Source organism: Pseudomonas sp. W3I7 (assembly GCF_030816095.1).
Lineage (GTDB): Bacteria > Pseudomonadota > Gammaproteobacteria > Pseudomonadales > Pseudomonadaceae > Aquipseudomonas > Aquipseudomonas salomonii.
Genome location: NZ_JAUSXP010000001.1, coordinates 4,494,599 through 4,506,930, shown reverse-complemented (window position 1 = coordinate 4,506,930; position 12,332 = coordinate 4,494,599). Strand labels below are relative to the sequence as shown.

Genomic DNA, 12,332 nt, shown 5'->3' with positions numbered 1-12,332 from the left:
GAATAGAGCGAGAATATTTATGAGCTTGAATCCAAGAGACGTGGTGATTGTCGACTTCGGTCGCACGCCAATGGGCCGCTCCAAGGGCGGCATGCACCGCAACACTCGCGCCGAAGACATGTCGGCGCACCTGATCAGCAAGTTGCTGGAGCGCAACGTCAAGGTCGACCCTAACGAAGTCGAAGACGTGATCTGGGGTTGCGTCAACCAGACCCTGGAGCAGGGCTGGAACATCGCGCGCATGGCGTCGTTGATGACCCAGATCCCGCACACCGCAGCTGGCCAGACTGTCAGCCGCCTGTGTGGCTCGTCGATGAGCGCGCTGCACACCGCAGCACAAGCGATCATGACCGGCAACGGCGATGTGTTCGTGGTCGGCGGCGTGGAGCATATGGGCCACGTCAGCATGATGCACGGCGTCGACCCGAACCCGCACATGTCGCTGTACGCGGCAAAAGCCTCGGGCATGATGGGCCTCACCGCAGAAATGCTCGGCAAAATGCACGGCATTACCCGCGAAGCCCAGGACGCATTCGGCGTGCGCTCCCACCAACTCGCCCACAAGGCGACCGTGGAAGGCAAGTTCAAGGATGAAATCATCCCGATGAACGGTTACGACGAGAACGGTTTCCTCAAACTGTTCGACTACGACGAAACCATTCGTCCGGACACCACCCTGGAAAGCCTGGCGGCCTTGAAACCCGCCTTCAATCCAAAGGGCGGCACCGTGACAGCCGGTACGTCGTCGCAAATCACCGACGGTGCTTCGTGCATGATCGTGATGTCGGCGCAGCGTGCCCAGGACCTGGGCATTCAACCGATGGCGGTGATCCGTTCGATGGCAGTGGCAGGTGTGGACCCGGCAATCATGGGCTATGGTCCAGTACCGGCCACACAAAAAGCCTTGAAGCGCGCGGGCCTGACCATCTCCGATATCGACTTCTTCGAGCTCAACGAAGCTTTCGCCGCACAGGCCCTGCCAGTGCTGAAAGATTTGAAAGTACTCGACAAGATGAACGAGAAGGTTAACCTGCACGGCGGCGCGATTGCCCTGGGCCACCCATTCGGTTGCTCCGGTGCACGTATCTCCGGCACTTTGCTTAACGTGATGAAGCAAAATGGCGGCAACCTTGGGGTTGCAACCATGTGCATTGGTCTTGGCCAAGGCATTTCCACCGTCTTCGAACGTATCTAAACGTTTCGCTGACGGAAGCCGGGGCCCAGTGCCCCGGTTTTTGTTTTTTGGAATTTTTAATATTTTTTTTCAACAAATTTTGCACGAGGGCCAAAGCATGAAAGTCGAACCAGGGCTCTACCAACATTACAAGGGCCCGCAGTACCGTGTTTTTAATGTGGCGCGGCACTCCGAGACCGAAGAAGAAGTGGTGTTTTACCAAGCACTGTATGGCGATTACGGCTTTTGGGTGCGCCCATTGAGCATGTTCCTTCAGACCGTCGAAGTTGACGGCGAGCAGGTCCCGCGCTTTGCTTTGGTGCAGGTCGAACCCAGTCTTTTTTCAGGGCAATAACGGCAGGCCGCGCAGAATGCTGCGCTTGACCTCACCTTGTTGCCACTATATATAGCGTTGCCGCGACAGGCGCCAACTGCCTTTCACTTCTCGAATTCAGGAATTTTCCGATCCATGGGCAAATCGCTGGTCATTGTGGAATCCCCGGCTAAGGCCAAGACCATCAACAAGTACTTGGGCAACGAGTACGTGGTGAAGTCGAGTATCGGCCATATCCGAGACCTGCCCACCAGCGGTTCGGCTAGCGCCAGCAAGGAGCCTGCCGCCAAGCGCGGCAAGGCCGCTGCGGGCGAAGGTCCGGTGCTCAGCCCTAAAGAGAAAGCGCGCAAGCAGCTGGTCTCACGCATGGGTGTGGACCCGGATCATGGCTGGAAGGCCAAGTACGAAATCCTTCCGGGCAAGGAAAAGGTCATCGAAGAGCTGCGCCGGCTCGCCAAAGATGCCGACACCATCTATCTCGCGACGGACTTGGACCGCGAAGGGGAAGCCATTGCCTGGCACCTGCGCGAAGCCATCGGCGGTGATGACAGCCGCTACAAGCGTGTGGTGTTCAACGAAATCACCAAAAAAGCCATCCAGGAAGCCTTCTCCAAGCCGGGCGAGCTGGATATCGACCGTGTTAACGCCCAGCAAGCGCGTCGTTTCCTCGACCGCGTGGTGGGTTACATGGTCTCGCCACTGCTGTGGGCGAAAATCGCCCGTGGCCTGTCCGCCGGCCGTGTGCAATCGGTAGCGGTCAAGCTGGTGGTGGAGCGTGAGCGTGAGATCCGTGCGTTCAACCCCGAAGAATACTGGGAAGTCCACGCCGACCTGGGCACTGCCAAGGGCGCCAACGTGCGCTTTGAAGTGGCCCGTGAGAAGGGCGAGGCTTTCAAGCCGCTGAACGAAGCCCAGGCCATGGCCGCGCTGGAGAAGCTCAAGGCTTCCAGCTACAGCATCGTCAAGCGCGAAGACAAGCCGACCAGCAGCAAGCCGTCGGCGCCGTTCATCACGTCCACCTTGCAACAGGCCGCGAGCAACCGCCTGGGCTTTGGCGTGAAGAAGACCATGATGATGGCCCAGCGTCTGTATGAAGCCGGCTACATCACGTATATGCGTACCGACTCCACCAACCTGTCGCAAGACGCGGTGGCGATGGCGCGTACTTATATTGAAAGCGAGTTCGGCAAGAAGTACCTGCCGGAGAAGCCGAACGTCTACAGCAGCAAGGAAGGCGCACAAGAGGCTCACGAAGCGATTCGTCCTTCCGACGCCAACACCGAGCCAAGCAAGCTGAGCGGCATGGAGCGTGACGCTGAGCGCCTCTACGAGCTGATCTGGCGCCAGTTCCTGGCTTGCCAGATGCTGCCGGCGCAATACCTGTCCACCACCGTCAGCGTGGGCGCAGGCGACTTCGAGCTGCGTGCCAAGGGCCGTATCCTCAAGTTCGACGGCTATACCCGCGTGATGCCGCAAATCGCCAAGCCTGGCGATGACGACGTGCTGCCGGACATGGCCCAGGGCGACACGTTGAAGCTGATCAAGCTCGACCCGTCCCAGCACTTCACCAAGCCGCCGGCGCGTTACTCCGAAGCCAGTCTGGTAAAAGAGATGGAAAAGCGCGGTATCGGTCGTCCTTCGACCTATGCGGCAATCATCTCGACCATTCAGGACCGTGGCTACGTAGCGCTGCACAACCGTCGTTTCTACTCGGAAAAGATGGGCGATATCGTCACCGAGCGCCTGTCCGAGAGCTTCTCCAACCTTATGGACTACGGCTTCACCGCCGGCATGGAAGAGAACCTCGATGACGTGGCCCAGGGCGAACGCGACTGGAAAAACGTGCTGGATGAGTTCTACGGCGACTTCAAAAAGAAACTCGAAGTAGCCGAAAGCCCTGATAGCGGCATGCGCGCCAACCAGCCGGTGATGACCGACATCCCGTGCCTGACGTGCGGCCGTCCGATGCAGATTCGTACCGCATCCACGGGTGTGTTCCTCGGTTGCTCGGGCTACAGCCTGCCGCCCAAAGAGCGCTGCAAGGCCACCGTCAACCTGGTGCCAGGCGATGAGATTGCCGCCGACGACGAGGGTGAGTCCGAGTCGCTGGTACTGCGTGGCAAGCACCGTTGCCCGATCTGCAGCACGGCGATGGACGCCTACCTGCTCGACGAGAAGCATAAGTTGCACATCTGCGGTAACAACCCGGATTGCAATGGCTACGAGATCGAAGAAGGCACCTACCGCATCAAAGGCTACGAAGGTCCGAGCCTGGAATGCGACAAGTGCGGCAGCGAGATGCAGCTCAAGACCGGCCGTTTCGGGAAGTTCTTCGGCTGCACCAACCCGACCTGCAAGAACACGCGCAAACTGCTGAAAAGCGGTGACGCGGCGCCGCCGAAGATGGACCCGGTGAAGATGCCTGAACTCAAGTGCGAGAAGGTCAACGACACCTACATCCTGCGTGACGGCGCTTCGGGCCTGTTCCTGGCGGCCAGCCAGTTCCCGAAAAACCGCGAGACCCGTGCCCCGCTGGTGATGGAGATTGTGCCGCACAAGGACGAGATCGATCCGAAGTACCACTTCCTGTGTGAAGCGCCGAAGAAGGATCCCGACGGTCGCCCGTCCGTGATCCGCTACAGCCGCAAAACCAAGGAGCAGTACGTGCAGACCGAAGTGGACGGCAAGCCTACCGGCTGGAAAGCCTTCTACGACGGCGGCAAGTGGAAGGTCGAGGACAAGCGTCAGGGCGCTTGATCGGCTGATCTTTCAGAGGTCTGGGGGCCGGCTTGCTGTGGCGAGGGAGCTTGCTCCCGCTGGACTGCGCAGCAGGCCCCGGCTTTAGGGGGGCGTTGCGCACTGGAGCGCCAGCCCGGCCCAGCGGGAGCAAGCTCCCTCGCCACAATGTTCAGCCAGCATCACGCTTATTTCGTTGTGGAGACTGCCGTTATGGCCAACGAACTCTATACCCGTACCAATCAGAAAATTTACTTCGCGGGTTTGTCCCTGGAAGCCCTTGGCCGTGCCGAGGAAGGGAAGGAGATGAATGCCATCGCACTGGTCCAGGCCGGGCGTGAGGCGGCGTTGTTCCACCTCTATGGCGCTTTGCTGGGCCTGTGCCATGAAATTGCCGGGTTCTACCGCTTGCCCCAGGCGGGCGCGCCCCGAGCAGAAATGATCATGAGCCGCGAAGTGCTCGAGGCAATGGCAATTCCGGAGTTGGCTGAGCTGGTGGAAATGGCGCAGAGCCCGGACAGCTGGGTCGCCCGCTTGCTCAAGGCCCACGCAGACATGTTCCAGCCGCCGCGTGTTCCCCATGTGCCCAAGGGCGATGTGACACAGCCGCTGATCGTGGCCGTTGCGCTGGAAGAGGATGAGCCCAAGCCGCTGAGCCGTGAGGAGCTGGAAAGCTGGCGTCAGGCGCTGAAGAAGATGGCTTTGCGGTTTCGCGAAGGTTTGAACGAGTGCTGAGGCGCTATTGCTGATGCACACGAATCAAAAACTGTGGGAGCGGGCTTGCTCGCAAATGCGGTGGGTCTGTAATGACTTCTTTACTGAAACTCCGCATTCGCGAGCAAGCCCGCTCCCACATTTGAACCAAGTAGGCAGAAAGTGCGGCGTAGGCCTCAATAAGCACCATTCATCAAGCCGTCAAGAAACCTTTCCAGATCCTCTGCGAGGCTGGGTGGATGACTGATATAATCCCGGCCTTTCGTGGAGAACAGACTTATATGCCAACGTCCTTTCTGGAAATTGTTGAACTGCCTGACGGCCGAATCGAGCTGCGTCGGGCTGAGGACGAGGGTTCTCTGGTTATTTTGGATTTTTCCGAGGACGCAAAAGCGTTCCTGCAAGGCCAGCACGTGGAAGTAGCAAAAGCCATGTTGAGCGTAGGTGTGCAGATGGCTGGTCGCCTGGCCGAAGGCGAGCCGGAGAAGGAAGATGGGCCGCGGGTGCTTCACTGAGTCTTCACGATGAGCGTGCTTGCGTGGTGAGCAGGCTTTTTGTGGCGAGGGAGCTTGCTCCCGCTGGGCTGCGGAGCGGCCCTGAATAGAGTTAATGCGCTGTATCAGGTATTCCACGGTGCCTGGTTTCTGGGGCCGCTGCGCAGCCCAGCGCGAGCAAACTCGCTCGCCACAACAAGCTCGCTAACCACAACAAGCTCGCTCGCCACATTAAGCTCACCTGCCACATTAAGCTCACCTGCCACAACAAGCTGGCCTGCATCAGACCCCATTACCCCAATCGAATATTCAAACTCTGCGCATCGCCCGTGCGCGCGGCGCTGACCAGCTGTTGTTTGGCGGCCGCATTCAGCGGGTTCAACCAGCTCACCACCGTATGGCTACGCCCCAGGCGCAAGGCCTCGCACGTCAGCTGCTGAGCACTTTGCGCGCCGCGTGGTTGCAGCAGCAGGATGCGCTCACGGTTGAGGCCGGCGTCCCGCAGCCAGGCCTGGGTCAGGCTGGCGGGTGGGGCGATCAGCGTCAGCCAGCGTGCGTCCTGCTCCTCGCTCAATTCGCGAAGGATCGGCGCCAGCAGGCTCAGGCAGCTCCCGGCAGCACCGCGCAACGACAGCTCACTGAACGCCTCAGGTTCGGAGCCCCACGGGGCTTCGACCGTTTCCTTGAGGATGGGCGCAAGGGGTTGGGCCATAAAGGCCTCGAACAGCGACAGTTGTGTGTGTTGCGGGGTGTGCACGAGCTGCATGGTGCCTCCTTTAGCGGCGAATGACGCCGACGCTCAAGCCTTCGATCACCAGGTCCTGATCTTTCAGGTTCACTTCAATCGGGGCGAACTCAGGGTTCTCGGCCATAAGCCAGACCTTGCTGCCTTCACGCTTGAAGCGTTTGACGGTGACTTCATCGCCGATACGGGCGACGACGATCTGGCCATTACGGGCTTCGCGAGTGGTGTGGACGGCCAGCAGATCACCGTCGAAAATGCCCACGTCCTTCATGCTCATGCCGTGTACGCGTAACAGGTAGTCGGCACGCGGATGGAAGAACGTCGGGTTGATGTTGCAGGACTCTTCGACGTGCTGCTGCGCCAGGATCGGCGCACCGGCAGCGACACGGCCGATGATCGGCAGGGTCGATTCGTCGGCCTTGGCTTCAAAACCAGGGATACGAATACCGCGTGAAGCACCCGGGGTCATCTCGATCGCGCCTTTGCGGGCGAGGGCCTTGAGGTGTTCTTCGGCGGCGTTGGGGGACTTGAACCCCAGTTCCAGCGCAATTTCCGCTCGCGTCGGCGGGTAGCCGTTGTCGTCGAGGCAGCGCTTGATAAAAGCCAGAATCTCAGCTTGGCGTGGCGTCAGTTTTAGCATGTTGATCGCTCTGTCTTTTTATACAGTGACTGGGATTATATACAGTGAACTGCGCTTGGCAATCATCCTTTTTTGGCACTCCGCTGGACGGTCGTCTGTCACGCTTCCTACAAGGCATAGACAGCGCTGCCTACAGGGCGCGAAGGATGTGATTAAATAGCGATGAGATAGATGACTGCCCGGCCGGAAAACGGACTCGCAGGCTTGACAAGACACACCCTGAAACGTATGTTTCAAACAAGTGTTTGTCAGGCGGAGTAGCCATGGCCCAGTCGGAAACCGTTGAACGCATTCTCGATGCTGCCGAGCAATTGTTCGCGGAAAAAGGATTTGCTGAAACTTCATTGCGGCTGATCACCAGCAAGGCTGGGGTTAACCTCGCCGCCGTGAACTATCATTTCGGCTCGAAAAAAGCCCTGATCCAGGCGGTGTTCTCACGCTTCCTGGGGCCGTTCTGCGCCAGCCTCGACCGTGAGCTGGAGCGTCGCCAGACCAAGCCGGAAAACAAGCCAAGCCTGGAAGATCTGCTGGAAATCCTGGTTGAGCAAGCGCTGGTGGTTCAACCGCGCAGCGGCAATGACCTGTCGATCTTCATGCGCCTTTTAGGGCTGGCCTTCAGCCAGAGCCAGGGCCACTTGCGCCGTTATCTGGAAGACATGTACGGCAAGGTGTTCCGCCGTTACATGTTGCTGGTTAACGAAGCCGCCCCGCGTATTCCGCCGATCGAACTGTTCTGGCGTGTGCACTTCATGCTCGGCGCCGCCGCCTTCAGCATGTCCGGCATCAAGGCCTTGCGCGCGATTGCCGAGACCGATTTCAGCGTCAACACCTCCATCGAGCAAGTGATGCGCCTGATGGTGCCGTTCCTGGCCGCCGGCATGCGCGCCGAAACCGGCGTGACCGACCCGGCCATGGCCGCCGCGCAACTGCGCCCGCGCAGCAAGTCGACGCCGGCCGTCGCCAAGGCGTGATTGCCCCAGGTGTGCGCGGCGGCTAAGCTAGCCGCCATGCCGATTTCAGCTATTTACTCGCAACCCGTTGTGCTCACCGCGCTTTTCGCGCCAGGTGAGGGCAACGGGTTGTGTGCGTTATTTAAGGAAGGTTTATGACTGCTGCCCTGCAAGGTTCGTTAATGGTCGATGTGGCCGGCACTTGGCTGACGGCCGAGGATCGCCAGTTGTTGCGCCAGCCTGAAGTGGGCGGGTTGATCATTTTTGCGCGCAATATCGAGCATCCACGCCAGGTGCGCGAGCTGAGCGCGGCGATTCGCGCGGTTCGCCCCGACCTGCTGCTGGCCGTCGATCAGGAAGGCGGTCGTGTGCAGCGCCTGCGTCAGGGTTTTGTACGCCTGCCGGCCATGCGTCTGCTGGCGGATAAGCCGAATGCCGAATACCTGGCCGAGCAGTGCGGCTGGATCATGGCCACTGAAGTGCTGGCGGTCGGCCTTGACCTGAGCTTCGCCCCGGTGCTTGACCTCGACTACCAACGCAGCGCCGTGGTCGGCACCCGTTCCTTCGAAGGCGACCCGGAGCGCGCTGCCGTGCTCGCGGGTGCCTTCATGCGTGGCATGAACAGCGCGGGCATGGCGGCCACCGGCAAACATTTCCCGGGCCATGGCTGGGCCGAGGCGGATTCCCACGTCGCGATTCCAAACGACGAACGCAGCCTGGAACAGATTCGCGCAAATGACCTGGTGCCTTTCGCACGCCTGAGCAAGCAATTGGCGGCGGTGATGCCAGCTCACGTTATTTACCCGCAAGTGGACGCCCAACCCGCCGGCTTCTCGCGTCGCTGGTTGCAGGACATTCTGCGCGGCGAGTTGCAGTTTGACGGGGTGATTTTCAGCGATGACCTGTCCATGGCGGGGGCGCATGTGGTCGGCGATGCCGCCAGTCGAATTGAGGCGGCGCTGACAGCCGGTTGTGATATGGGCTTGGTGTGCAATGACCGGGCGGCTGCGGAGCTGGCGCTCACGGCGGCGCAGCGCATGAAGGTCACACCATCGGCACGGATTGCGCGGATGCGTGGGCAGGCGATTGCGTCGACGGAGTACAAGCAGGATCCGCGTTGGTTGATGGCGCTTACCGCGTTGCGCGATGCTCAGTTGATCGACTGAACACCGCGTTGCTGCCATCGCAGGCAAGCCAGCTCCCACCTTTGATGTGTGAATGCATTCAAGGGTGGGAGCTGGCTTGCCTGCGATAGCGATCTAACCGTCAGCGCTTCTCTTGCTTGTTGGGCAACGGCGCAAACAACGCCTCAATGTCCTCATTACCCAACTGCCAATCCCCGGTCGTGCGCCCATCCAGCACACCCGCCGCCAGGTCAGACTTTTCCTTCTGCAGGTGCTGGATTTTCTCCTCCACCGTGCCTCGCGCAATCATCTTGTAGACGAACACCGGCTTCTCCTGCCCGATGCGGTACGCGCGGTCGGTCGCCTGGTTTTCCGTCGCCGGGTTCCACCACGGGTCATAGTGGATCACCGTGTCGGCCTCGGTCAGGTTCAAGCCGACGCCGCCGGCCTTCAGGCTGATCAGAAAAATCTGCAGTTTGCCGCTCTGGAAATCCTTCACCGGCGTGCGCCGGTCGCGGGTCTGGCCGGTGAGTAATGCGTAGGGCACGCCGCGTTTTTTCAGCTCGGCTTCGATCAGGCTCAGCATCGAGGTGAACTGCGAGAACAACAATATCCGGCGCCCTTCGGCGAACAGCTCTTCGAGCATCTCCAGCAGGCTGTCGAGTTTACCCGAGCTACTGCCACGGGCGGGCAGGGTGGCGTCGTTGACCAGACGCAGGTCGCAGCATACCTGGCGCAGTTTGAGCAGCGCCTCAAGAATGATGATCTGGCTGCGCGCCACGCCCTTGCGGGTGATTTCGTCGCGCACCTTCTTGTCCATGGCCAGGCGCATGGTTTCGTACACGTCGCGCTGGGCCTCGTTGAGGTCGACCCAGTGGATGATCTCGGTCTTGGGCGGCAGCTCGGTGGCCACCTGCTCTTTGGTGCGGCGCAGCAGGAAGGGTTTTATCCGACCGTTGAGGTGCTGCAGTCGCACCTCACTGGCGCGCTTTTCGATGGGCACGCGGTAATCGCGGTTGAAGCTTTTGACGTCTCCCAGCCAGCCCGGCAGCAGGAAGTGGAACAGCGACCACAGCTCGCCCAGGTGGTTTTCCAGCGGCGTACCGCTCAGGCACAGGCGCTGGCGCGCATTGAGCTCGCGCGCGGCCTGGGCAGCCTTGCTGTTGGGGTTCTTGATGTACTGGGCTTCATCGAGGATCAGCACATGCAAGGGCTGGGCGGCGAGGGTGTCGATGTCCTTGGGCAGCAGCGCGTAGGTGGTCAGCAGCAGGTCAAAGTCCTGCAGATGGGTGAAATGTTTCTTGCGACCAGCGCCGTATAGCGCCTGCACCCGCAGTTGCGGTGTGAAGTGCGCCGCCTCATCCAGCCAGTTGGGAATCAGGCTGGTGGGCATCACCACCATGCACGGCCGGTCGAGGCGCCCGGCGGCTTTTTCGCTGAGGATATGCGCCAGGGTCTGCAGGGTTTTGCCCAGGCCCATGTCATCGGCAAGAATCCCGCCCACATCAAGCTGACGCAGCGACTGCATCCAACTCAAGCCTTCCAGCTGATACGGGCGCAAGGTCGCGTTCAAGCCTTCGGGCGCCACGCAGGTGAAGTCCTTGATGTCGCGCAGGCGCTGGGCGAAGTTGCGGATCTTCTCGCCGCCTTCCCATTGCAGCGGCAGGTCTTCCAGCGGGTTCAGGCGAATGGCATCGGCCTTGGCCAGACGCAAGCTGGTGGTGCCGGTTTCCTGTAGGTAAAACTCGCCAAGGGTGGCCAGCACCGGCTTGAGCCGGCCGTAGGGCAACGCCACTTGCAGCGGGCCATGGCCGTTGGGCAGGCCGGGAATATTCACCAGGATCAGCTCGTCATCACGGCGCCGGGCGAGTTTCTCCGGGTTGAGGATTTCGGTGTGGGAGCGCATCAAGTTGAGCAAAATCGGCAACAGGCTCAGGCGCTCGCCATTGACGATAATCCCCAGCTCCAGGTCGAACCAGTCGCGCTCAGGGCCTTCATCGACGGTGGCGTACCAGTCATCGACGGCACTAAGGTCGAAACCGAAATCTTCTTCTATTTGCAGCTCCCAACCCTCGGCGCGCAAGGTCGGCGAGGCGTTGAGGGTGAAGTTCAGCCACGCACTGTCGTTGACCAGTTCGAACAGCTCGCCGGCACTCTCCGGCAACGCCTTGCTCTGGCGTGTGGCGATCTTGAAGCCCAGCAGGCGCAGTTGTTCGCGATAGGGTTGCTCCAGCTCCGGATGGCGCTTGATGCGCAGGCTCTGGGTTTCCTGGCGCACGATGATGTCAGCGTTTTTCTGCCCGCTGACATAGTTGCCCAAGTAATTGAACGACAGCGCCGCACGGTGCTGGATATAGCGCTGCATCTTGCCATTACGCGGTTCAAACGCACTGAACTCCACGCTGGCCAGCCACAGGCGCGGCACCGGCCGCACCTCTTCCATGACCACTTGTGGCAGCACCACGCGGTTATCCAGCACGGCCTGGAGCTTTTCCAACAGCTCGGCATCTTGCGCGGCGGCCGGGTAGGCCAGGGTTTCCTGGACCTTGAGCAGCACGGCCGCGATGTGTTTGCAGTTGGTGTGTACCGGGCAGGTGCAGCGGCTGTCCACCAGAATCAGCGTGCCCTTGGCCGATTCGCGCAGCGAGATGGTTTGTCGGTAAACATTGCCGCCAGAGCCTTCGCAGCTGGCAATGATGGTGCTGTCGCCGGACTCGACGATGCGCACGCGGTTTTCCAGGGCGTAGCGCCGCCCGCGCTCAAGGCTTTGCTCTTTAAAGCGATTGGCCCACGAAGGGGCCAGGGGTTTGGTCAACGACGACGTCAGGGGCATGGCGCTGGATCAGTCCTGAATGTCGGGCGGTGGCGCACTGGGTGGTTTGGCGGTCAGCGACGTGATCTTGATCAGCAGCGCCAAGTGGCCGCCATCCAGGTAATTGAGTTGGTTGTTCTTGGTGCGCACGTCTTGCTGGCTCAAGTGTTCGCTGGCAATCACGCTGCCGTTGGCGTCGAACCGGTTGATCCAGAAATCCGCGTCGATATCGGTAAAACGCCCCAGCTGCAGGTTCAGCGTGCCTTCGATGGGGAACTGGCCGAACTGCTCCTGGCCGTCGGTAATGGCCAGCTTCACCGGTTGCTCGCCGAGGTTCTGATCCCAGGCGCGGTGTAGCAATACGGTGTAACTGTTGTCCGCACTCAGCTTGTCGACGATGTTGCCCAGCCGCGGTGGGCTCAGTTTGTCGGTCGGCAGCCGCGCCGCACCGGCATCCCAATTTTCCGGCGCGGCGCGGCTATTGATCACCGGCTCGGCGTTCTGGCGCACCAGGATCATTTCCACCAGGTACGGGCTGTCGGCAAATGCCGAAGGAGCGACCACCACCAACATGAAGCTCAGAATGCGGAACAGGCGCATGGGGGCGTC

At 60.5% G+C, this 12,332-nt stretch carries 11 protein-coding genes; 7 read left to right on the top strand and 4 right to left on the bottom strand.

All coding sequences use genetic code 11. The annotated features are described in order from the left end of the window. Positions 1–19: 19 nt before the first annotated feature. From fadA to QF043_RS20750, 5 genes are all read left to right on the top strand, one after another. Positions 20–1,195: an acetyl-CoA C-acyltransferase FadA gene (gene fadA, locus QF043_RS20770; protein WP_017137418.1), complete on the top strand. Its 1,176-nt coding sequence runs from the start codon at positions 20–22 to the stop codon at positions 1,193–1,195. Positions 1,196–1,292: 97 nt separating this feature from the next. Continuing rightward, positions 1,293–1,529 carry a DUF1653 domain-containing protein gene (locus tag QF043_RS20765; protein ID WP_056857286.1) on the top strand — a complete coding sequence of 79 codons (237 nt, stop codon included), beginning with the start codon at positions 1,293–1,295 and terminating at the stop codon, positions 1,527–1,529. A 114-nt stretch (positions 1,530–1,643) separates the two neighbouring features. Beyond that, entirely contained in the window at positions 1,644–4,265 is a 2,622-nt protein-coding gene (gene topA / locus QF043_RS20760; RefSeq protein ID WP_099485639.1) for a type I DNA topoisomerase, read from the top strand. A gap of 192 nt (positions 4,266–4,457) precedes the next feature. Continuing rightward, entirely contained in the window at positions 4,458–4,979 is a 522-nt protein-coding gene (locus tag QF043_RS20755; protein ID WP_307420010.1) for a DUF6586 family protein, read from the top strand. A 260-nt stretch (positions 4,980–5,239) separates the two neighbouring features. Continuing rightward, complete coding sequence (locus QF043_RS20750; protein WP_017254451.1) at positions 5,240–5,473, top strand: hypothetical protein; 234 nt, start codon at positions 5,240–5,242, stop codon at positions 5,471–5,473. 271 nt (positions 5,474–5,744) lie between these two features. On the opposite strand, the gene sulA is transcribed toward QF043_RS20750, so the two are convergent. Together sulA and lexA are read right to left on the bottom strand one after the other, a co-directional pair. Further along, complete coding sequence (sulA, locus tag QF043_RS20745; RefSeq protein ID WP_056857284.1) at positions 5,745–6,218, bottom strand: SOS-induced cell division inhibitor SulA; 474 nt, start codon at positions 6,216–6,218, stop codon at positions 5,745–5,747. Between the two features lie 10 nt (positions 6,219–6,228). Beyond that, entirely contained in the window at positions 6,229–6,837 is a 609-nt protein-coding gene (gene lexA, locus QF043_RS20740) for a transcriptional repressor LexA (RefSeq protein ID WP_017137423.1), read from the bottom strand. A gap of 263 nt (positions 6,838–7,100) precedes the next feature. Here lexA and QF043_RS20735 point away from each other — a divergent pair, with 263 nt between their 5' ends. Both QF043_RS20735 and nagZ read left to right on the top strand, forming a co-directional pair. Further along, a complete protein-coding gene (locus QF043_RS20735; protein ID WP_307420009.1) occupies positions 7,101–7,808 on the top strand; it encodes a TetR/AcrR family transcriptional regulator in 708 nt (235 codons plus the stop codon). 134 nt (positions 7,809–7,942) lie between these two features. Continuing rightward, complete coding sequence (nagZ, locus tag QF043_RS20730) at positions 7,943–8,953, top strand: beta-N-acetylhexosaminidase (RefSeq protein WP_307420008.1); 1,011 nt, start codon at positions 7,943–7,945, stop codon at positions 8,951–8,953. A 100-nt stretch (positions 8,954–9,053) separates the two neighbouring features. Here the strand turns inward: nagZ and QF043_RS20725 are convergent, their stop codons facing one another. Continuing rightward, positions 9,054–11,744 carry a DEAD/DEAH box helicase gene (locus tag QF043_RS20725; protein WP_307420007.1) on the bottom strand — a complete coding sequence of 897 codons (2,691 nt, stop codon included), beginning with the start codon at positions 11,742–11,744 and terminating at the stop codon, positions 9,054–9,056. Between the two features lie 9 nt (positions 11,745–11,753). Continuing rightward, positions 11,754–12,323 carry a CsiV family protein gene (locus QF043_RS20720; protein ID WP_065929183.1) on the bottom strand — a complete coding sequence of 190 codons (570 nt, stop codon included), beginning with the start codon at positions 12,321–12,323 and terminating at the stop codon, positions 11,754–11,756. Between the last annotated feature and the right edge of the window lie 9 nt (positions 12,324–12,332).